Below are 20,049 nucleotides of genomic sequence, written 5' to 3' on the forward strand. Positions count from 1 at the left end.
CCTCGTTCCTTCGGCCAGGCGCACGTGGGCCGTACACCTCATCTGCGGGCATACCGAAATGCCGCGCCCCCCAGGCTAGAACCTGGGGGGCGCGGCATCCATTCCGAGCCAGGTGAGGCCGGTGTGAGTCAGCTCTCGGGTCGGTCCTCCGGGGCCTTCTCGACCGCGGTGGCGGGCTCGGCCGCCGTGGACTTCACCGTGCTGATCGCCGGCGTCGAGCCGTTCGCCCCGTTGGTCAGTGCGAGCTCCCTGGGGGAGAGCACCGGCGGGCGGGTGGACGGCGTACGGCGGGAGGAGCCGGTCCACGCGGGCCGTGCGGGCCGCTTGTGGATCGCCGCGAAGACCTCGGCGATCTCCTCCTTGTTCAGGGTCTCCTTCTCCAGGAGCTGGAGCACCAGGTTGTCGAGGACGTCGCGGTTCTCGACCAGGATCTCCCAGGCCTCGTTGTGCGCGTTCTCGATCAGCTTCTTGACTTCCTCGTCCACCAGGGCGGCGACCTCTTCCGAGTAGTCGCGCTGGTGGGACATCTCACGGCCGAGGAAGGGCTCGGTGTTGTCGCCGCCGAACTTGATCGCGCCGAGACGCTCGGTCATGCCGTACTGCGTGACCATCGCGCGGGCGGTGGCCGTGGCCTTCTCGATGTCGTTGGCGGCGCCGGTGGTCGGGTCGTGGAAGACCAGTTCCTCGGCCGCGCGGCCGCCCAGCATGTAGGCGAGCTGGTCGAGCATCTCGTTGCGCGTGGTCGAGTACTTGTCCTCGTCCGGCAGGACCATCGTGTAACCGAGGGCGCGACCCCGGGACAGGATCGTGATCTTGTGGACCGGGTCGGAGTTCGGCGAGGCCGCCGCGACCAGGGCGTGACCGCCCTCGTGGTACGCGGTGATCTTCTTCTCCTTGTCCGACATGATCCGGGTCCGCTTCTGCGGGCCCGCGACCACACGGTCGATCGCCTCGTCGAGCATCTGGTTGTCGATGAGCTTGCGGTCGCTGCGGGCCGTGAGCAGCGCCGCCTCGTTCAGCACGTTCGACAGGTCCGCGCCGGTGAAGCCCGGCGTGCGGCGGGCGACCGCCGCGAGGTCGACGTCGGGCGCGACCGGCTTGCCCTTCTGGTGGACCTTGAGGATCTCCAGACGGCCCTGCAGGTCCGGCGGGTCGACCGCGATCTGGCGGTCGAAACGACCGGGGCGCAGCAGCGCCGGGTCGAGGATGTCGGGCCGGTTCGTCGCGGCGATGAGGATCACGCCGCCCTTGACGTCGAAGCCGTCCATCTCGACGAGCAGCTGGTTCAGCGTCTGCTCGCGCTCGTCGTGACCGCCGCCGAGGCCGGCGCCGCGGTGGCGGCCGACCGCGTCGATCTCGTCGACGAAGACGATCGCCGGGGCGTTCGCCTTGGCCTGCTCGAAGAGGTCACGCACTCGGGAGGCACCGACACCGACGAACATCTCGACGAAGTCGGAACCGGAGATCGAATAGAAGGGGACCCCTGCCTCGCCGGCGACGGCACGCGCGAGCAGCGTCTTGCCGGTGCCGGGACGGCCGTAGAGGAGCACGCCCTTGGGGATCTTGGCGCCGACGGCCTGGAACTTGGCCGGCTCCTGCAGGAACTCCTTGATCTCGTGGAGTTCCTCGACGGCCTCGTCACAGCCCGCGACGTCCGAGAAGGTCGTCTTCGGGGTGTCCTTGGTGATGAGCTTCGCCTTGGACTTGCCGAAGTTCATGACCCGGGAGCCGCCGCCCTGCATCTGATTCATCAGGAACAGGAAGACGACCACGATGAGGACGAAGGGCAGCAGGGAGAGCAGGACGCTGACGAACGCGTTCTGCTTGGTCGGCGCGACGGTGTAGCCGTCGGGGATCTGCTTGTCCTGGTACTTGGTCTGCAGCGTGTTGGCGATGGTGACGCCCTGGTCGCCGATGTAGCTCGCCTGGATCTTCGAGCTGCCGTCGACCTTCTCGCCGTTCTTGAGCGTGACCTTGATGGTCTGCTCGTCACCGGTGGTCAGCTTGGCCGATTCCACCTTGTTGTCATTGATCGCCGCCACGACCTGGCCGGTGTCCACCGTCTTGTAGCCGCCGGACGAGCCGACGACCTGCATCAACACGACCACGGCAAGGACGGCCAGCACGATCCACATGACCGGCCCACGGAAGTATCGCTTCACGTCCATCCATACGGAGCGATTCGCCCCGTCCCTCCTGCCATAGTGAGTTTGATAAGACAGTTCTTCTGACGGTACCCCAGCATTGTGGCCCGAAGCCGCACGAAGCTGCTCGGACGGCTGGTGAACCCGCCTCTGCATGCTCCAACGGCGCGAAACCCGCTGGGGTTCCCGATCGTCTTACGTAAGTGGACCTCCGGCGTATCAGCCGGGGGTCAGCCGCCGTAGACGTGAGGCGCGAGCGTACCGACGAACGGGAGATTGCGGTACTTCTCGGCGTAGTCGAGGCCGTAGCCGACGACGAACTCGTTGGGGATGTCGAAGCCGACCCACTCGACGTCGATGGCGACCTTGGCCGCGTCCGGCTTGCGCAGCAGGGTGCAGATCTTCAGGGTCTCGGGCTCGCGGGAGCCGAGGTTGTTGATCAGCCAGGACAGGGTCAGGCCCGAGTCGATGATGTCCTCGACGATCAGGACGTGCTTGCCCTTGATGTCGGTGTCGAGGTCCTTGAGGATCCGCACCACACCGGAGGACTGGGTGCCCGCGCCGTACGACGACACGGCCATCCAGTCCATGGTGACGGGGGTGGACAGCGCCCGGGCGAGGTCCGCCATGACCATCACGGCGCCCTTGAGGACGCCGACGATGAGCAGGTCCTTGCCCGCGTACTCCGCGTCGATCTTCGCAGCCAGCTCAGCCAGCTTCGCGTCGATCTCTTCCTTGGTGATGAGCACCTGCTGGAGGTCGGCACCCATGTCTTTCGCGTCCACCCGCATCACTTTCGGTCGGTCGTCCCACCGGCCTACCCGGCCCTTCGGAGGAGCGCTCCGTGAGGTCGGGATTCAGCCTTGCCGAATCACCAGTCTGCCACCCTGGCGCTGGGCGACGACTTTGCCGGGGAGATTGATGGCTCCCTGGCCGCGCCAGCCGGTGATCAGGCGGTCGACTTCCTCGATGTGCCGGGCGAACAGGGAACCGGCCGGCGCGCCCGCCTCGATGGCGGCACGGCGCAGGATCCGGCGGCGTACCGCGGGGGGCAGGGCGTAGAGCTTGGCGCACTCCAGCAGGCCCGCTGCGTCCCGCACGGAGGCCTCGGCCTGGCTGGCCCAGGTGTCGAGGGCGTCGGCGTCGTCGCGGGAGAGCTGGGCGGTGCGGGCGAGCGCCTCGACGACGCCCTTGCCGAGGGCCTTCTCCAGGGCGGGCAGGCCCTCGTGGCGGAGCCGGGAGCGGGTGTACGCCGGGTCCGCGTTGTGAGGATCGTCCCAAACAGGGAGGGCCTGGACCATGCAGGCCTTGCGGGCGGTCTGCCGGTCCAGCTGGAGGAACGGGCGGCGGTAACGGCCGCCGGCCCCCGAGACCGCGGCCATTCCGGACAGGGAGCGGATGCCGGAGCCGCGGGCGAGGCCGAGCAGGACGGTTTCCGCCTGGTCGTCTCTGGTGTGGCCGAGCAGGATCGCGGTGCCGCCGTGCCGATCGAGAGCGGCGTCCAGGGCGGCGTAGCGGGCGTCGCGGGCGGCGGCTTCGGGTCCGCCGTCGCGGCCGACGGTCACGGTGATGGACTCGACCGGGTCGAGGCCGAGTTCGCGCAGCCTCAGGGCGACTTCGTCGGCGCGCAGGTCGGAGCCGGGCTGCAGGCCGTGGTCGACGGTGATGCCGCCCGCCCGGATGCCGAGCTTGGGGGCTTCGAAGGCGAGGGCGGAGGCGAGCGCCATGGAGTCGGCGCCGCCGGAGCACGCGACGAGGACGAGCGGGGAGGGGGGCCGCTCGTTCGGTGTCTGCTCCGGGATCGCCTGGATGCCGCCGACGGGGCGCGCAAGGCGCGCGCCGATGCGCCCGCCGACGCGCTCACCGGCGCGTTCACCGGTGGTACGGCTGCGAGGGCTGTGGCTGCTGTGGTCGGTGAGGATGTCGTGGAGGACGCGGCGGACCGCCAGGCGTATCGCCGCGACCGCAGGATGGGGACCCATGTCCGGTTCCCTTCATGAAGTTTTCGGGGGGTGAACCCGAGATCGGTCACTCAGAGTGTGTAGATGGTGACAGAAACGGGCCGTTCCCCGAGCATCGCACGCCTACCCATCGCTCACGGTCCCTCGGACGGGTGATTGGAGGGGCGTTCGCCTGCCGTCGGCCGGTTTCGGTTCACCACACATCCGCTGGTTCACGACTCGGACTTGCGGTGCACCCGCGCGACCCAATCCGCCGGTTTGGCGATCTCCGCCTTGGTCGGCAGGGTGTTCGGGGAGGTCCACACCCGGTTGAAGCCGTCCATGCCGACCTGGTCGACGACGGCCCGCACGAAGCGCTCGCCGTCCCGGTACTGACGGAGTTTGGCATCCAGGCCGAGCAGCTTGCGCAGGGTCATGTCGAGCCGGGAGGCGCCCTTGGCGCGCCGCTGCTGGAACTTCTCGCGGATCTCGGCGACGGTCGGCACGACCGCGGGTCCGACACCGTCCATGACGAAGTCGGCGTGGCCCTCCAGGAGGGACATCACGGCGGTGAGCCGGCCGAGGATCTCGCGCTGGGCGGGGGTCTGCACCAGTTCGACGAACGACCGTCCGCCGTCGTCCTCCTCGGCCTCGGGGCGGCTGCCGGCGAGGGACTGGGCGGCGTCCCGGATGCGTTCGAGGACGGTCATCGGGTCGACGTCGGTCTCCGAGAGGAACGACTGGATCTCGCCCTCCAGATGGGCGCGCAGCCAGGGCACCGCCGAGAACTGGGTGCGGTGCGTCTCCTCGTGCAGGCACACCCACAGGCGGAAGTCGTGGGGCTGTACGTCGAGTTCACGCTCCACGTGGACGATGTTGGGGGCGACGAGCAGCAGCCGGCCGCCGCCGTGCTCGTCCGCCGGGAGGTCGCGGGAGGAGGGGGCGAAGGTCTCGTACTGGCCGAGGACCCGGGACGACAGGAACGACAGGAGCATGCCGAGCTCCACGCCGGTGACCTTGCCGCCGACCGCCCCGAGGACCGCACCGCCGGGGGTGCCGGCCCGTCGCTCCTGCATCTTGTCGAGCAACGGCTTGAGGAGTTCCCGGAACCCGGCGACGTTGGCCTTCACCCAACCTGGGCGGTCCACCACCAGAACGGGGGTGTCGTGTACGTCGCCGGTCCCCATACGAGTGAAGCCCCGGACGTGTTCCTCCGAGGCCTTCGCGTGCCGCCGCAGCTCCGCGACGATGACCCGGGCCTCGTCGCGGCTCACCTCGGGCCCCGGCCGCACGAGCCGCGTCGCGGTCGCCACCGCGAGATTCCAGTCGACCATCCCAGAAGAAGCAGCGCCACCGATGCTCGTCATGCGTCAACCGTACGTTAACGCTCCCACTTGGGGCAGGCCGTGGAGGTTGGTGAGGTTGGCGTGACTTGTGTGGTGGGGTCGGGTTGGGGGCTTGCGTGGGCAGGGGCGGGCGTCGGTTTCGCGGTGCCCGGCGCTGTCGGCCGTGCCCACCCGTTCCGCCCTGCGGAACGCCTGCCCACGGCAGTTGAGAAGCGGCCGCGCCCCGGCGTGCCGCGGGCGGCGGGCGGCGGGCGGCGGGCGGCGGGTCGTGGTTACAGGCCCGCCAGGGCCGTTGCCGTTTCGTCCAGGGCTTTCTGGGCCTCTGTCGGGCTTGTCGTGTTCGAGGTCAGGAAGGCGAAGGCCAGGAGGCGGCCGTCCTTGTCGACGACCGTGCCCGCGAGGGTGTTGACGCCGGTCAGGGTGCCGGTCTTCGCGCGTACGACGCCTGCCGCGCCGTCCGTGTAGCGGCTGGTGAGGGTGCCCGTGAAGCCGGCGACGGGGAGGCCGGTGAGGACCGCGCGCAGCCCCGGCCGGTCGGCGTCGGCGGCCCTGACGAGGAGGGCGGTGAGGAGGTTCGCCGTCAGCCGGTCGTCGCGGTTCAGGCCGCTGCCGTCGTGGAAGGAGGCGCCGGTCATGGGCAGGCCCAGCTTGGTCAGCTGGGCGTCGATCGCGGCCGCTCCCCCGTCGAAACTCGCCGGCTTGCCGCTCGCCAGCGCGGTCTGGCGGGCCAGGGCCTCGGCGATGTCGTTGTCGCTGTTGGTCAGCATGCGCTCGACGATCGAGGACAGCGGCGGCGAGGAGACGGTGGCGAGGGTGTCGGCCCGCCTGCTCGCCTTGGAGGTGCCGGGGGACGAGGTCTTGATGCCGGCGTCCGCCAGGAAGCCCGCGAACTTCCGTGCCGCGTCGGCCGCCGGGTCGCTCACCCGGAGCACGGGTCCCTCGACGGAGTCGTTGGTGCGGCCCTCGTCGGCCGTCAGGGGGCTCACGCGCGCGAGGTTGTCGTTGACGCCGATGGAATGCAGGTCGGGGCCGGAGTAGAGCGTGGTGTCGTACGAGAGGGTGATCTGTTTGATGCCCCGCGCGGTCAGCGACTTCGCCGTCTCGGTGGCGAGGGCGCGCAGGCTGGCCCAGCCCGCCGCGTCCTTGCGGGCGGTCAGGGTGGGGTCGCCGCCGCCGACCAGGACGACCTCCCTGGTGCCGGGTTCGAGGGCCGCGCGCGTGGTGAGGCGGTGGTCGGCGCCGAGGGCGGAGAGGGCGGCGACGGCGGTGGCGATCTTGGTGGTGGAGGCGGGGGTGAGGGCGGTGTCGGCGCCCGAGCCGTACAGGCGGCTGCCGCTGGCCACGTCGACGACCACGGCGGTGCGGGTGCTGCCGAGCGCCGAGGAGTCCAGCCGGGGCCCCAGGAGGTCCCTGACGGCCGTTCCGGAGATTCCGGCGGACTTTCCGGCGGGCGCCGACTTCACGGTGTTCGTGGCGCCGCCCAGGCCCGTCAGGACGGATCCGGCGCTGGGCGCGGGGCTGGGCTCGCCGTCGGCTGTGACGGAGTCCGCACCGGAGCCGTGATCTGTGCCACCCGTCCGCTCCAGAGCGGCGGCCCGGTCCCGCTCGGCCGTACGCTGGCCGTCGGCGTCCCAGGGGCCCGCCGCGGTCACCGCACCGGCGGCCAGCGCGAGCCCGGCCACAGCGGCGCCCGCGGTGTACTGCCAGGTCCTGAGGGTCCGAGAGCGAGGTCGAGGGGGGCGGACCAGGGTGGCCAGCCGGGATCCCGTCGCGCGCGTGATGCGTGCGAGCTGCGGTCCCACTGTCCGCCGCAACCGCGCAACCTGCGGTTTCATGGCCGTCGCGAGGCGGGCCAGACGCGGTCGCACGGCCCCCGCGATCTTCCGCACACGCGATTTCGCGGACTGCCAAGGCCTCAGCTCTGGCACGACCACCAGCCCCTTTCGCGATCACACACCAGCGTGAGGGACACTTAATCACCAGAACTATGTGTTGATCATGGAGGAGCCACCGGTGGAGTTCGACGTCACGATCGAGATCCCGAAGGGTTCGCGGAACAAGTACGAGGTGGACCACGAGACCGGTCGGATCCGCCTGGACCGTCGTCTCTTCACCTCGACCGCCTACCCGACCGACTACGGCTTCGTCGAGAACACCCTCGGCGAGGACGGTGACCCGCTGGACGCGCTGGTCATCCTGGACGAGCCCACCTTCCCGGGCTGCCTCATCAAGTGCCGCGCGATCGGCATGTTCCGGATGACCGACGAGGCCGGCGGCGACGACAAGCTGCTGTGCGTCCCGGCCACCGACCCGCGCGTGGAGCACCTGCGCGACATCCACCACGTGTCGGAGTTCGACCGCCTGGAGATCCAGCACTTCTTCGAGGTCTACAAGGACCTGGAGCCCGGCAAGTCCGTCGAGGGCGCCAACTGGGTGGGCCGCACCGACGCCGAGATCGAGATCGAGCGGTCGTACAAGCGCTTCAAGGAGTCGGGCGGTCACTGAGACCACCCCGCCCGGTCAGTGACCGGGGAACGGGCCGCACGCACGCGTGCGGCCCGTTTTTCGTGTCCGCTGTGTGCCCACGCGCATACTGAGGCTTACGTGGCGGATGTCGTTCAGGGAGCGTTACGACGGTGACGGAGGCGGAGGACCGCAAACCCCGGTCGGACGAGGCGCGGTACGACCCGGAGATCACGTCCGAGTTCGCCGTTCCGGCGGGCATCGCGGTCCCCGAGGGCGGCGGCGAGTCCGAGTCCACGTCGGAGTTCACCGTGCCGGAAGGGCTGGTGGCGCCGCATCCGGTGAGTGGCGAGCCGGAGGGGTCGGCGTTCAGCACGCCGCGCACCTACAGCGCCGACGACGCCCCGCCCGCCTTCACGCCCGCCTCCGGGTTCCCCATGGTCAGCCTCGTCAAGGACGCGCCCTGGCAGGACCGGATGCGCACGATGCTGCGCATGCCGGTGACCGAGCGGCCGGCGCCGGAGCCGGTGCAGAAGGCCGAGGAGGAGGGCGGCCCCGCCGTCCCGCGCGTGCTCGACCTGACGCTGCGTATCGGTGAGTTGCTGCTGGCGGGCGGGGAGGGCTCGGAGGACGTGGAGGCCGCGATGTTCGCGGTCTGCCGGTCGTACGGTCTCGACCGGTGCGAGCCGAACGTCACCTTCACCCTGCTGGCGATCTCGTACCAGCCCTCGCTCGTCGACGACCCGGTGACGGCGTCCCGGACGGTGCGGCGGCGCGGGACCGACTACACCCGCCTCGCGGCCGTCTTCCGGCTCGTGGACGACCTCACCGACCCCGAGACCCATGTCTCCCTGGAGGAGGCCTACCGGCGGCTCGCGGTGATCCGCCGCAACCGGCACCCGTACCCCGGCTGGGCGCTGACCGCCGCGACCGGGCTGCTCGCCGGGGCCGCCTCCGTGCTCGTCGGGGGTGACCTGCTGGTGTTCGTGGCGGCCGCGGTCGGCGCGATGCTCGGTGACCGGCTGGCGTGGCTGTGCGCGGGGCGGGGGCTGCCGGAGTTCTACCAGTTCATGGTCGCCGCGATGCCGCCGGCCGCGATCGGGGTCGCCTTCTCCCTCGCCCACATCGACGTCGCGGCGTCCGCCGTCGTCACCGGTGGGCTGTTCGCGCTGCTGCCCGGGCGGGCGCTGGTCGCGAGCGTCCAGGACGGGCTGACCGGCTTCTACATCACCGCCTCCGCGCGCCTGCTGGAGGTCATGTACTTCTTCGTGGGCATCGTCATCGGGGTGCTGACGGTCCTGTACTTCGGCGTGAAGCTGGGCGGCCGGCTCAACCCCGACGTGGCGCTGAACACCTCCGAGCGGCCGCTGTTGCAGATCGCCGCGTCCATGGTGCTGTCGCTGACCTTCGCGGTGCTGCTCCAGCAGGAACGATCCACCGTGCTGGCCGTCACCCTCAACGGCGGTGTGGCGTGGTCCGTCTACGGCGCGATGCACTACGCCGGAGGGATCTCGCCGGTCGCCTCCACGGCGGTGGCGGCCGGGCTGGTGGGGTTGTTCGGGCAGCTGCTGTCGCGGTACCGGTTCGCGTCCGCGCTGCCGTACACGACGGCGGCGATCGGGCCGCTGCTGCCGGGGTCGGCCACCTATTTCGGGCTGCTGTCGATGGCTCAGAACGAGGTCGACAAGGGGCTGGTGTCGCTGGCCAAGGCGGCGTCGCTCGCCATGGCGATCGCCATCGGGGTCAATCTGGGGTCGGAGATCTCCCGGCTGACCCTTCGGGTGGGGTCGGCCGGGAAGCGTAGGGCTGCGAAGCGGACCAGGGGGTTCTGAGCGCCCACTGGGCGGGGGGCTCAGGTGGGACGGCGGCTGCGGGTGCGTGGGGGTTGATCGCGCAGTTCCCCGCGCCCCTTACGGGGCGCTTTCGCTTACGGCGCTCGGTAATGGTCCTCGGTGTACGGGTTCTGCTGTTGGCCGTAGCCGTTCTGGCTGTAGCCGCCCTGGTCGTAGTACGGCTGCTGGCTGTAGTGCTGCTGGGGCTGCTGGCCGTACTGCTGGTGAGGCTGCTGGTCGTACTGCTGCTGGGGCTGCTGCGGGGTGTACGTCGGCTCGATGCGGCGGAGCTGGGTCGTCGCGTCGTCGATCATCGGCGGGGCCGGCTGCTGCTGGAGCGGCTGCTCCGTGCGGGCCGCCTTCTTGTTCTTCGCGCGGGCCCGCAGGAACTCGATGATGATCGGGACCACCGAGACGAGGACGATCAGGATCAGGATCGCCTCGATGTTGTTCTTGACGAAGTCGATCTTGCCGAGCCAGGAGCCGAGCAGGGTGACGCCGGCGCCCCACATGACGCCGCCGATGACGTTGAAGGTGAGGAACGAGCGGTAGGCCATGCCGCTGACGCCGGCGATGATCGGGGTGAACGTACGGATCACCGGCACGAAGCGGGCCAGGATCAGGGACTTCGGGCCGTGCTTCTCGAAGAACTCGTGCGCCTTGGCGATGTTCTCCTGCTTGAAGAGGCGGGAGTCCGGTCGGTTGAAGAGCGACGGGCCGACCTTCTTGCCGAACATGTAGCCCGCCTGGTCGCCCAGGATCGCGGCGACGCAGATCAGGGCGATGGCACCCCACAGCGGGAAGTCCAGCTGGTTCGAGGTGATCAGCAGGCCGCAGGTGAACAGGAGCGAGTCGCCCGGGAGGAAGAAACCGATCAGGAGGCCGGACTCGGCGAAGACGACCAGGAGCAGGCCCCAGATACCGAACGAGTCGAGAAGTTGGTTCGGGTCCAGCCAGCTCGGGCCGAGGGCGAGCGTCATCACGGTTCCGGGCTCCTGAGGGGGGAAGGCACGTCGGGATCCTTGTGCGGGCGCACAAAGCTATCAACGTAATGTGTCCGCCCCAGGTTCCACCGGTGGAACCTGGGTGGACTGTGCCCGGCCTGGGGAATGGCTGTGGACATGGGTATCGAAGAGTACGGCGGCGGTCAGGGACCGCAGGCCGATGTGCTGGTCGTCACCACGAACGACGTTCCCGGGTACCGGGTGCGGGAGGTCATCGGCGAGGTCTTCGGGCTGACCGTGCGCTCCCGGCACCTGGGCAGTCAGATCGGCGCGGGTCTGAAGTCGATGATCGGGGGCGAGCTGAAGGGGCTGACGAAAACGCTCGTCCAGACCCGCAACCAGGCCATGGAAAGGCTGATCGAGCAGGCACGCGCGCGTGGTGCCAACGCCGTGCTGGCCTTCCGGTTCGACGTGACCGAGGCGGCGGACGCGGGGACCGAGGTCTGCGCGTACGGCACCGCCGTCATCCTCGACAAGGAGTAGCCGGAGCGCCCTGTCACGCCGTGTGCCGGGCCGCGTTCGCCTCGATCGCCTCCTTCAGGTGCTCGGCCAGGCCCGGGGCCATCGAGTCGTAGAAGGCCTTGAAGCGCTCGTCGGAGACGTACATCGCGGCGAGGCGGCGGTGCATCTCGGGCGGGCAGTCGTAGAACCAGGCCGAGATGTGCCGCCGGTGTTCCTCGGCCATGTCCATGGCCCGTTCACCGGCCGGCGGCTCGGCCGCGGTCACCAGGGCGGCGTAACGCCCGCTCCAGTCGTCGACCTCGGCCTTCATACGCTGCCAGTCGGCCTTGGTGTAGCGGGCGGCCCGGCGCTGCGACTCGGCGTAGGCCTCGGTGCCGCCCCAGCGCTGCTCGGCCTCCTCGGCGTACTGCTCGGGGTCCTTGTCGCCGAAGACCTCGAAGCGTTCCTCGGGGGTGAGGTTGATGCCCATCCTGCGTGCCTCCATGGCGTGTTCCACGGCCGCGGCCATCTCCTGCAGCTTCTCGATCCGGGCGGTCAGCAGTTCGTGCCGGCGGCGCAGGTGCGCGCGCGGGTCCGCTTCCGGGTCGTCGAGCAGGGCCGCGACCTCGTCGAGCGGGAAGCCGAGCTCCCGGTAGAACAGGATCTTCTGGAGCCGGTCGAGGTCGGCGTCGCCGTAGCGCCGGTGGCCGGCGTGGCTGCGCCCGCCCGGGACCAGCAGGCCGATCTCGTCGTAGTGGTGCAGGGTGCGCACCGTGACCCCGGCGAATCCGGCGACCTGTCCGACGGAGTAGCTCATGTCCGCTCCTTTCCGCGCTCCACCCTGGGTCCTCACGTCACGTGAGGTGCAAGCCCGTTCCGATCGGCGACCTTCGGGATGTTGTGTCGGTTTTGCCCGCTTATCGTGAGCCCGTGGCCCAGGACACCGCGCAGCAGGCGCTCCCCACCCCGCCCGCGGCTCCCGCGCGGGCCCTGCTGCCGCTGATCCTGCCCGCACTCGTCGTCGGCGTCTGCAGCAGTCTGCTGTTCATGCTGGTGAGCTCACTGGCCGAGCGGTTGCAGCACGTGCTGTGGACCGACCTGCCGGACGCGCTCGGCATCGGGCGGTACTCCGTGCTGTGGATGCTGGTGATGCTCACCGCCACCGGGATCGCGGTGGGGCTGGTGGTGTGGAAGGTGCCCGGGCACGCGGGGCCCGATCCGGCCACCCTGGGCCTGGAGGCGGTGGCGCTGCCGCCGGTGGTGCTGCCGGGGCTGGTGCTGGCGACCGTGCTGATGCTGGCGGGCGGGCCGAGCCTCGGTCCGGAGAACCCTCTCATCGCGGTCAACGTCGGGCTCGCGCTGTGGCTGGGGCGGCTCGCGATGCCCCGGCTGCCGGGCTCGCTGTGGCCCGCGCTGGCCGACGCGGCGACGCTCGGCGCCCTGTTCGGGACGCCGGTGGCGGCGGCCCTGGTGATCTCCGAGGCGCTGGCCGGGAAACCGCTGAAGGGGGCGCTGTGGGACAACCTCTTCGGGCCGCTGATGGCCGCGGGGGCGGGCGCGATGACGACCGCTCTGGTGTCCCGTCCGACCCTGGACCTCGGGCTGCCCGCGCTCGGCCGCCCGCACTGGACCGACCAGCTGGCGGCCTTGGTGGTCGCCTCCGCGGCCGCGCTGCTCGGCATGTGCGCCGTGTACGCCTTCCCGTACGTCCACGGCGTCTTCCGGCGCCTCGCGCACCCCATGGTGGCTCTTCCGGTCGGCGGGCTGGTGCTCGGCCTTCTGGGGGCGCTGGGCGGCCATCTGACGCTCTTCAAGGGGCTGGACGAGGTCGCGGAGCTGGCGAAGGACCCGGAGGGCTGGTCCGCCGGGCAGTTCGCCGTGATGACGGTCGTCAAGCTGGCCGCCCTGCTGGTGGCCTCAGCCTGCGGTTTCCGCGGTGGCCGGATCTTCCCGTCGGTGTTCATCGGCGCCGCGCTCGGCCTGTGCGCCCACGCCCTGGTGCCCGCGGTCCAGCCCTCGGTGGGCGTGGCGGCGGGTGTGCTGGGCATGCTGTTGGCGATCACCCGCCAGGGCTGGGTGAGCCTGTTCACGGCCGCGGTGCTGGTGGCCTCGCCGAGCATCATCGCGTTGCTGTGCATCGCGTCGCTGCCAGCCTGGCTGCTGGTGACCGGGCGGCCCAGAATGCAGTTGCGGGCGGACGGTACGGCCCTGCGCTGATCCTTGTGAATTCCCTCATGCCGTTCAGGAGGCACTCTTCATGCCGCTCCACAAAGGCTCCCAGAAGCACCAAGAGCGACCCATGTCCGTCAACCCGTTCTTCGGTGAGGCGAACCCGGTCGCCGGCATGACCGAGGCCCCGCCCACCCACCGGCTGCCGGACGGCCCGCTGCCGCCCTCGACCGCCTACCAGCTGGTTCGCGACGAGCTGATGCTGGACGGCAACGCCCGGCTGAATCTGGCCACTTTCGTCACCACGTGGATGGAGCCCCAGGCCGGGATCCTGATGGCGGAGTGCGACGACAAGAACATGATCGACAAAGACGAGTACCCGCGCACCGCCGAGCTGGAACGGCGCTGTGTGGCCATGCTCGCCGACCTGTGGAACGCGCCGGATCCGGCCAACACCATCGGCTGTTCGACGACCGGCTCCAGCGAGGCCTGCATGCTGGCCGGGATGGCGCTGAAGCGGCGCTGGACGCAGCGCAACACCGACCGCTATCCGGGAGGCGCCCGCCCGAACCTCGTCATGGGCATCAACGTGCAGGTCTGCTGGGAGAAGTTCTGCAACTTCTGGGAGGTGGAGCCCCGCTTCGTCCCCATGGAGGGCGACCGCTACCACCTGGACGCGCAGGCCGCCGCCGACCTCTGCGACGAGAACACCATCGGGGTGGTCGCCATCCTGGGCTCCACCTTCGACGGGTCGTACGAGCCGGTCGCCGACCTCTGTGCCGCCCTGGACGCCCTCCAGGAGCGCACCGGGGTCGACGTCCCGGTGCACGTGGACGGCGCGTCCGGCGGGATGATCGCGCCGTTCCTCGACGAGGACCTGGTGTGGGACTTCCGACTGCCGCGCGTGGCGTCGATCAACACCTCGGGGCACAAGTACGGGCTGGTCTACCCGGGCGTCGGCTGGGCGCTGTGGCGGGACAAGGAGGCGCTGCCCGAGGAACTGGTCTTCCGGGTCAACTACCTGGGCGGCGACATGCCCACCTTCGCCCTCAACTTCTCCCGCCCGGGCGCCCAGGTGGTCGCGCAGTACTACACGTTCCTGCGGCTCGGCAGGGACGGCTACCGCGCGGTGCAGCAGGCGTCCCGGGACGTGGCCATCGAGCTCGCCGAACGCATCGAGGCACTCGGCGACTTCCGGCTGCTGACCCGGGGCGACGAGTTGCCCGTGTTCGCCTTCACCACCGCCGACCACGTGACGGCGTACGACGTCTTCGACGTGTCCCGGCGGCTGCGGGAGAACGGCTGGCTGGTGCCGGCGTACACCTTCCCGGCGAACCGGGAGGACCTGTCGGTGCTCCGGGTGGTGTGCCGCAACGGCTTCTCGAAGGACCTGGCCGACCTGTTCGTCGAGGACCTGTCCCGGCTGCTGCCGGAACTGCGCCGGCAGCCGCACCCGCTGACCCATGACAAGGGCGCGGCCACCAGCTTCCACCACTGAGCGCTCTGCTGGGGGTGCCGCGATGTGCCGTCTGCCGTCCGCTGTCTGCGGCGCCGTTGTGGCTGGTCGCGCCCACGCGGCGGTAGCCGCACATTCCATACCGCCCCGCGCCCCTTTGGGGCGCTACCAGGGCGGCGCTGCCAGGCCTAGGCGGACTGTTCCAGCGCCACGAGTTCGAAGGCCGTCTTCCCGTCCAGGGACTCGCGGATGATGTCGGCGTGGCCCGCGTGGCGGGCGGTCTCGCGGATCAGGTGGAGGCAGACCCAGCGGATGGAGACCCGCCCCTCCGGCGGGAACCAGGGCTGCGGCGGGAGCGGGAAGGTGTCGTCGAGGCCGGGGACCGAGCGGATGAACTTCTCGGTCTCGGCGGCGACCTGCTCCCAGTACGCCAGCTGGGAGGCCACCGTCTCGTCGCCGACCAGCTGGAAGGTCTCGTGCCAGTTCGACTGGTCCCGCTTGATCGCCGGCGGTTCCTGCTTGGCGCGGGCGATCCAGCTCTGCTCGACCTCGGCGGCGTGCTTGAGCAGGCCCGCCAGGGAGAGCTGGCTCGCGCTCGGCCTGCTCGCCGCCTGCTCGTCCGTCAGTCCGAGCAGGGCCCGGCGGATGCCGCCGCGCTGTTCCTCGATGAAGGAGAGCAGTGCTCCGCGCTCGTCGCCGTGCGCTTCCGCGGGAACGTGAGTGACCATTTCCGGCCGCCTTTCCTCAGGTGGTGTTTCCCTGACACGACCGAAGCTACGGGCCCTTTAGGACAGATCGCGTCCTAAAGGGCCCGTCGTGACCGAGGAGCTTCCGGAGCTAGAACGGGAAGCCACTCCGGCCGTGCTGCACCGAGATCCACTTCAGGGTGGTGAAGGACTCCACCGTCGTCTCGCCGTTCAGGCGGCCGATCCCGGAGTGCTTCTCGCCGCCGAAGGGGACGACGGGCTCGTCGTGCACGGTGCCGTCGTTGACGTGGAACATCCCGGTGTCGATCTGCTTGGCGAAGGCCACGCCCCGCTCGACGTCGCCGGTGTGGACCGCGCCGCTGAGGCCGTAGGGGGTGTCGTTGACCAGGCGTACGGCCTCCTCCTCGCCGTCGAACGGGATGAGGAAGGCGACCGGGCCGAAGACCTCCTGCCGGAGCAGGTCGGAGTCGGCCGGGACACCGGTGAGGACCGAGGGCTCGACCAGGTTGTCGGTGGTCGTGCCGTGCAGCAGGGCCGTGGCGCCCTCGGCGACGGCCTGCGAGACCGTGGCCGAAACCGACTCCGCCTGCTGGGAGTTGATCAGCGGACCGATGACGGTCTGCGGGTCGCTCGGGTCGCCGGCCTTGAGGGTCTTCACCTTGGCGACGAACTTCTCGGTGAACTCGTCCGCGATCGAGCGGTCGACCAGGACGCGGTTGGCGGCCATGCAGACCTGGCCCTGGTGGACGTACCGGCTGAAGACCGCCGCGTCGACCGCGTAGTCGATGTCGGCGTCGTCGAGGACCACGATCGCGCTGTTGCCGCCCAGTTCGAGCACCGTGCGCTTGAAGAGCGAGGCGCAGACGGTGGCCACGTGCCGGCCGACCTTGTCGGAACCGGTGAAGGAGATGACCTTCGGGACCGGGTGCTCGATGAAGGCATCGCCGATCTCCGCGATGTCGGTGACGACGACGTTGAGCAGACCGCCGGGCAGGCCCGCGTCCTCGAAGATCTTCGCGACCAGGGTGCCGCCGACGATGGGGGTGTTCTGGTGCGGCTTGAGGACCACGGCGTTGCCGAGCGCGAGCGCCGGGGCGACCGACTTGATCGACAGCAGGAAGGGGAAGTTGAAGGGGCTGATCACGCCCACCACACCGACCGGCACGCGGTAGACGCGGTTCTCCTTGCCGTCCACCGGGGAGGGCAGGATCCGGCCCTCGGGGCGCAGCGCCCACTGGATCGACTCGCGCAGGAACTCCTTGGCGAGGTGCAGCTCGAAGGCGGCCTTCAGATGCGTGCCGCCGAGCTCGGCGATGATCGCCTCGGTGATCTCCGCGTCGCGCTCCTCGATGAGGCGCAGGGCCTTCTCGAAGACGGCGCGGCGGGCGTAGGGGTTGGTGGCGGCCCACTGCTTCTGGGCACGCGCGGCGGCCTGATAGGCCTGATCTATCTCCTCGACCGCGGCTATCGTGATCGACGCGAGCTTCTCACCGTCGTACGGGTTGAAGTCGATGATGTCCCAGGAACCGGTCCCCGGGCGCCACTCACCGTCGATGTACTGCTGGGCCAGGTCGGTGAAATAGGACGACATGTGATCCCTCGATCCCCTGCTGCGACGGCAGTCGATGCGGACACCGGGTCCACATCCACATCACGGTCTGATCACGCATCATGGTACTTGCGTGACACAGGAGTTGGGGCGTCAGTTCGATGATCTAGGGGAATCCCCTGGTGCATCGATATATCTACGACAGCTGCAACAGTCCGCGCAGCAGGTCCCGGCTCTCGTCCGGTCCCGGGCTGTCCTGCTGGAGTTCCTTCAGCGCCTGCTCGTACTGGGCGACGTCCTCGCGCTTGTCGAGGTAGAGGGCGCTGGTGAGCTGCTCCAGGTAGACCACGTCGGAGAGGTCCGACTCGGGGAAGCTCAGGACGGTGAACGAGCCGCCCTCCCCGGAGTGCCCGCCGAAGCTGAACGGCATGATCTGCAGCCGTACGTTGGAGCGCTCGGAGATCTCGACGAGGTGCTGGAGCTGACCGCGCATCACCTCGCGGTCGCCGTAGGGCCGGCGCAGGGCGGCCTCGTCGAGGACGATGTGGAAGTCGGGGGCGTTTTCGGCCACCAGGTACTTCTGCCGCTCCATACGCAGCGTGACCCGGCGTTCGACGTCGGCCTCGCCGGCCCCCTTCATACCGCGCCGCACCACCGCGCGCGCGTAGTCCTCGGTCTGGAGGAGGCCGTGGACGAACTGCACCTCGTAGGCGCGGATCAGATGTGCCGCGCCCTCCAGGCCGACATAGGTGGGGAACCAGGTCGGCAGGACGTCGGAGTAACTGTGCCACCAGCCGGCCACGTTGGCCTCGCGGGCGAGGGAGAGGAGCTGCTGGCGTTCGGCCTCGTCGGTGATGCCGTACAGCGTCAGCAGGTCTTCCACGTCTCTCGTCTTGAAACTCACCCGGCCCAGCTCCATGCGGCTGATCTTCGATTCGGAGGCACGGATCGAGTACCCCGCGGCCTCGCGGGTGATCCCCCGGGCCTCCCGCAGCCGCCTGAGTTGCGAGCCGAGCAGCATTCGCCGCACCACCGATCCGGGCTCTCCCGCGCTCACGTTCGCCAGCCTCCCCAACCGTCTTCAGGGCCCGCAGTCTGCCACTAAAACACTTCGAGCAGTACTCGTCCGGTTACGGAAACGGAAAGCGGCCAAAGTTTAAGCACAGGAAGTTGCAAGCAGGTAGTGAGCCAAGGGCAGCAAGTTGGCGGAAAAAATGGCCAACAAGCGGTACGGGAGGGTCCAATTCGGTCGCGTGCACGTGCATCTGCCCTTGCATCTGCTGTGCGCATCCGAAACCATGGTCCCGCGCCACCGCTGCATCGCAACGACCGCGAATTCCCGGGAGTGCCTCGCATGGGGACGAATGGATCGACCATGCTCAAGCCATTACGGCAGGGCCTTCCGCCGCTTGATCCCGCGGCCGTGTCCAACGCCGCCTCCTGCGCCCTGCCCGCCCGCTACGAAGCGGTGCGCGAAGCCCGTCAGTTCACCCGGAGAACGCTCGGCCAGTGGGACGTCGGCGACCGCTTCGACGACGTCTGTCTCGTCGTCTCGGAGCTGGTCACCAACGCCCTGCGGCACGCGGTGCCCGGCGAGACCGACTGCCTCGCCGCGCCGCAGGCGCCGGCGGTGCGGCTGCACCTGATGCGGTGGACCGGACGGTTGGTGTGCGCGGTACGCGACCCCAGCCACGAGACGCCCGTCCCCCGCGACTCCGAGGACTTCTCGGCGGAGTCGGGCCGCGGGCTGTTCCTGGTCGACTCCTTCAGCGACAGCTGGGGCTGGCACCCGCTGGCGGGCACCCTCAGCGGCAAGGTCGTGTGGGCGCTGTTCCGGCTGCAGCCCGTCGAATGACGGACCCGGCGTCTTCGGACGCCGGGTTTCTACGCGCGTTACCGTGCGTTATATGCCGAACGCACCGGGTTGCCCCAGATGTGGCCGCCGTCAGCTCGTGATCAGGTGGTCGAACTCGCCGTCCTTGACGCCGAGGAGCATCGCCTCGATCTCGGCGCGCGTGTAGACGAGTGCCGGCCCGTCCGGGAAGCGCGAGTTGCGGACCGCCACGTCGCCGCCCGGCAGCCGGGCGAACTCCACGCAGGAACCCTGCGAGTTGCTGTGCCTGCTCTTCTGCCAGGCCACTCCGTCCAGCTGCGTGGCAGCCATGCCGTTGTACACGTCAAACCCCCCGTACACGCCGTCAACGTCGAGGTTCACAGGTCGCTCCCCGGTGGTGCACTAACTGGCTGATGTGACCATTGATGCAGCGGTCAACTGACCCGGATCATAACCTTGTTCACGTGCAGATGCATGAGCAGATGCACGTGCACGGGGGGTGTTCCTGCGGTTACAGCTTTGACGTCCGCTTTACTCAACCCGTTCCAGCGTCTGCCCCGGCCTCCGCAGGACATGCGACCGCCGGCCCCCGTCCATGATCCCGCGCGTTGTCACCTGCGCAGGACGTCCGGATCGAATCCTCCATGCACTAGGAAAGGACGCGTACACCGGCCCTCGTGTTCCAGCGTCCATGTGATGGTCCGGTGAGCGAGATTGGCCGGATCGGGATCGGACCACTGGACGGCCGGCTTCCGCTCCCCCATCGCGGGCGAGAACCCGCACGCCGGCGACGGAGAGGGACGGCAGGGAGGGACGACAGAGGTACGACAGAGGTACGACACAGAGGACGGTACGGGACGCGGGACCGCGCGGGGGGCGAGGGGTGGGTGAGCGTTCCGCCGGGCGGTCCCGTGTTCGGTGTTCTATCGGGCGGTCCCGTAGGGCAGCAGTGCCATCTCGCGGGCGTTCTTGATCGCCCTGGCCAGCAGCCGCTGCTGCTGGGCGGAGACGCGGGTGACGCGCCGGCTGCGGATCTTGCCGCGGTCGGAGAGGAACTTCCGCAGCAGGTCGGTGTCCTTGTAGTCGATGTACGTCACCTCCGCCTGGTCCAACGGGTTCGGCCGGCTCTTCACCGGCTTGCGGTCGGTCTTGCGGGGCATCGGG

The 20,049-nt window shown here is 69.6% G+C and carries 18 protein-coding genes; 6 read left to right on the forward strand and 12 right to left on the reverse strand.

The window, feature by feature from the left end:
- Nucleotides 1–128: 128 nt before the first annotated feature.
- The 5 genes from ftsH to dacB form a co-directional block, all read right to left on the reverse strand.
- A complete protein-coding gene (gene ftsH, locus KVT45_RS46410) occupies nt 129–2,168 on the reverse strand; it encodes an ATP-dependent zinc metalloprotease FtsH (RefSeq protein ID WP_217556027.1) in 2,040 nt (679 codons plus the stop codon).
- A 206-nt stretch (nt 2,169–2,374) separates the two neighbouring features.
- Entirely contained in the window at nt 2,375–2,935 is a 561-nt protein-coding gene (hpt, locus tag KVT45_RS46415; RefSeq protein WP_046730905.1) for a hypoxanthine phosphoribosyltransferase, read from the reverse strand.
- A 66-nt stretch (nt 2,936–3,001) separates the two neighbouring features.
- Complete coding sequence (gene tilS / locus KVT45_RS46420) at nt 3,002–4,126, reverse strand: tRNA lysidine(34) synthetase TilS (RefSeq protein ID WP_217556028.1); 1,125 nt, start codon at nt 4,124–4,126, stop codon at nt 3,002–3,004.
- A 191-nt stretch (nt 4,127–4,317) separates the two neighbouring features.
- A complete protein-coding gene (locus tag KVT45_RS46425; protein WP_217556029.1) occupies nt 4,318–5,451 on the reverse strand; it encodes a zinc-dependent metalloprotease in 1,134 nt (377 codons plus the stop codon).
- Between the two features lie 251 nt (nt 5,452–5,702).
- The gene (gene dacB, locus KVT45_RS46430; protein ID WP_308311074.1) at nt 5,703–7,364 is read right to left on the reverse strand and encodes a D-alanyl-D-alanine carboxypeptidase/D-alanyl-D-alanine-endopeptidase; all 1,662 of its coding nucleotides are present in this window, start codon (nt 7,362–7,364) and stop codon (nt 5,703–5,705) included.
- 79 nt (nt 7,365–7,443) lie between these two features.
- Between dacB and KVT45_RS46435 the strand changes: the two genes are divergently transcribed.
- Together KVT45_RS46435 and KVT45_RS46440 are read left to right on the forward strand one after the other, a co-directional pair.
- A complete protein-coding gene (locus tag KVT45_RS46435) occupies nt 7,444–7,935 on the forward strand; it encodes an inorganic diphosphatase (protein WP_217556031.1) in 492 nt (163 codons plus the stop codon).
- A 131-nt stretch (nt 7,936–8,066) separates the two neighbouring features.
- A complete protein-coding gene (locus KVT45_RS46440) occupies nt 8,067–9,725 on the forward strand; it encodes a threonine/serine exporter ThrE family protein (protein ID WP_217556032.1) in 1,659 nt (552 codons plus the stop codon).
- Nucleotides 9,726–9,820: 95 nt separating this feature from the next.
- Here the strand turns inward: KVT45_RS46440 and KVT45_RS46445 are convergent, their stop codons facing one another.
- The gene (locus KVT45_RS46445) at nt 9,821–10,708 is read right to left on the reverse strand and encodes a DedA family protein (RefSeq protein WP_217556033.1); all 888 of its coding nucleotides are present in this window, start codon (nt 10,706–10,708) and stop codon (nt 9,821–9,823) included.
- A 138-nt stretch (nt 10,709–10,846) separates the two neighbouring features.
- On the opposite strand from KVT45_RS46445, the gene KVT45_RS46450 reads away from it, so the two are divergent.
- Nucleotides 10,847–11,212 carry a YbjQ family protein gene (locus tag KVT45_RS46450; RefSeq protein ID WP_089100702.1) on the forward strand — a complete coding sequence of 122 codons (366 nt, stop codon included), beginning with the start codon at nt 10,847–10,849 and terminating at the stop codon, nt 11,210–11,212.
- A 13-nt stretch (nt 11,213–11,225) separates the two neighbouring features.
- Here KVT45_RS46450 and KVT45_RS46455 read toward each other — a convergent pair whose 3' ends face one another.
- Nucleotides 11,226–11,987, reverse strand: a complete 762-nt coding sequence (locus tag KVT45_RS46455) for a MerR family transcriptional regulator (RefSeq protein WP_217556034.1) — start codon at nt 11,985–11,987, stop codon at nt 11,226–11,228.
- A gap of 113 nt (nt 11,988–12,100) precedes the next feature.
- Here KVT45_RS46455 and KVT45_RS46460 point away from each other — a divergent pair, with 113 nt between their 5' ends.
- Nucleotides 12,101–13,387: an ion channel protein gene (locus KVT45_RS46460; protein ID WP_217556035.1), complete on the forward strand. Its 1,287-nt coding sequence runs from the start codon at nt 12,101–12,103 to the stop codon at nt 13,385–13,387.
- A 40-nt stretch (nt 13,388–13,427) separates the two neighbouring features.
- Nucleotides 13,428–14,837: a glutamate decarboxylase gene (locus KVT45_RS46465; RefSeq protein ID WP_217556036.1), complete on the forward strand. Its 1,410-nt coding sequence runs from the start codon at nt 13,428–13,430 to the stop codon at nt 14,835–14,837.
- Nucleotides 14,838–14,983: 146 nt separating this feature from the next.
- Here KVT45_RS46465 and KVT45_RS46470 read toward each other — a convergent pair whose 3' ends face one another.
- The 3 genes from KVT45_RS46470 to KVT45_RS46480 form a co-directional block, all read right to left on the reverse strand.
- Complete coding sequence (locus KVT45_RS46470; RefSeq protein WP_217556037.1) at nt 14,984–15,523, reverse strand: DinB family protein; 540 nt, start codon at nt 15,521–15,523, stop codon at nt 14,984–14,986.
- A 109-nt stretch (nt 15,524–15,632) separates the two neighbouring features.
- The gene (locus tag KVT45_RS46475) at nt 15,633–17,093 is read right to left on the reverse strand and encodes an aldehyde dehydrogenase family protein (RefSeq protein ID WP_217556038.1); all 1,461 of its coding nucleotides are present in this window, start codon (nt 17,091–17,093) and stop codon (nt 15,633–15,635) included.
- Between the two features lie 154 nt (nt 17,094–17,247).
- Complete coding sequence (locus tag KVT45_RS46480) at nt 17,248–18,072, reverse strand: helix-turn-helix transcriptional regulator (RefSeq protein ID WP_217556050.1); 825 nt, start codon at nt 18,070–18,072, stop codon at nt 17,248–17,250.
- 333 nt (nt 18,073–18,405) lie between these two features.
- On the opposite strand from KVT45_RS46480, the gene KVT45_RS46485 reads away from it, so the two are divergent.
- On the forward strand, nt 18,406–18,906 hold the full coding sequence (locus KVT45_RS46485) for an ATP-binding protein (protein WP_254648352.1): 501 nt from the start codon (nt 18,406–18,408) through the stop codon (nt 18,904–18,906).
- Between the two features lie 90 nt (nt 18,907–18,996).
- Here KVT45_RS46485 and KVT45_RS46490 read toward each other — a convergent pair whose 3' ends face one another.
- The gene (locus KVT45_RS46490) at nt 18,997–19,266 is read right to left on the reverse strand and encodes a DUF397 domain-containing protein (RefSeq protein WP_150133783.1); all 270 of its coding nucleotides are present in this window, start codon (nt 19,264–19,266) and stop codon (nt 18,997–18,999) included.
- Nucleotides 19,267–19,808: 542 nt separating this feature from the next.
- Complete coding sequence (gene rpsR, locus KVT45_RS46495; protein ID WP_217556040.1) at nt 19,809–20,045, reverse strand: 30S ribosomal protein S18; 237 nt, start codon at nt 20,043–20,045, stop codon at nt 19,809–19,811.
- Between the last annotated feature and the right edge of the window lie 4 nt (nt 20,046–20,049).

The organism is Streptomyces sp. GbtcB6, assembly GCF_019091475.1.
Taxonomy (GTDB): domain Bacteria; phylum Actinomycetota; class Actinomycetes; order Streptomycetales; family Streptomycetaceae; genus Streptomyces; species Streptomyces hyaluromycini.

Coding starts and splice junctions, on each gene's coding strand:
- KVT45_RS46475 (WP_217556038.1), bottom strand. CDS start 17,093: ATGTCGTCCTATTTCACCGACCTGGCCCAGCAGTACATCGACGGTGAG.
- KVT45_RS46465 (WP_217556036.1), top strand. CDS start 13,428: ATGCCGCTCCACAAAGGCTCCCAGAAGCACCAAGAGCGACCCATGTCC.
- KVT45_RS46455 (WP_217556034.1), bottom strand. CDS start 11,987: ATGAGCTACTCCGTCGGACAGGTCGCCGGATTCGCCGGGGTCACGGTG.
- KVT45_RS46425 (WP_217556029.1), bottom strand. CDS start 5,451: ATGACGAGCATCGGTGGCGCTGCTTCTTCTGGGATGGTCGACTGGAAT.
- KVT45_RS46480 (WP_217556050.1), bottom strand. CDS start 18,072: ATGCTGCTCGGCTCGCAACTCAGGCGGCTGCGGGAGGCCCGGGGGATC.
- KVT45_RS46450 (WP_089100702.1), top strand. CDS start 10,847: ATGGGTATCGAAGAGTACGGCGGCGGTCAGGGACCGCAGGCCGATGTG.
- ftsH (WP_217556027.1), bottom strand. CDS start 2,168: ATGGACGTGAAGCGATACTTCCGTGGGCCGGTCATGTGGATCGTGCTG.
- KVT45_RS46470 (WP_217556037.1), bottom strand. CDS start 15,523: ATGGTCACTCACGTTCCCGCGGAAGCGCACGGCGACGAGCGCGGAGCA.
- tilS (WP_217556028.1), bottom strand. CDS start 4,126: ATGGGTCCCCATCCTGCGGTCGCGGCGATACGCCTGGCGGTCCGCCGC.
- hpt (WP_046730905.1), bottom strand. CDS start 2,935: ATGCGGGTGGACGCGAAAGACATGGGTGCCGACCTCCAGCAGGTGCTC.
- KVT45_RS46485 (WP_254648352.1), top strand. CDS start 18,406: ATGGGGACGAATGGATCGACCATGCTCAAGCCATTACGGCAGGGCCTT.
- rpsR (WP_217556040.1), bottom strand. CDS start 20,045: ATGCCCCGCAAGACCGACCGCAAGCCGGTGAAGAGCCGGCCGAACCCG.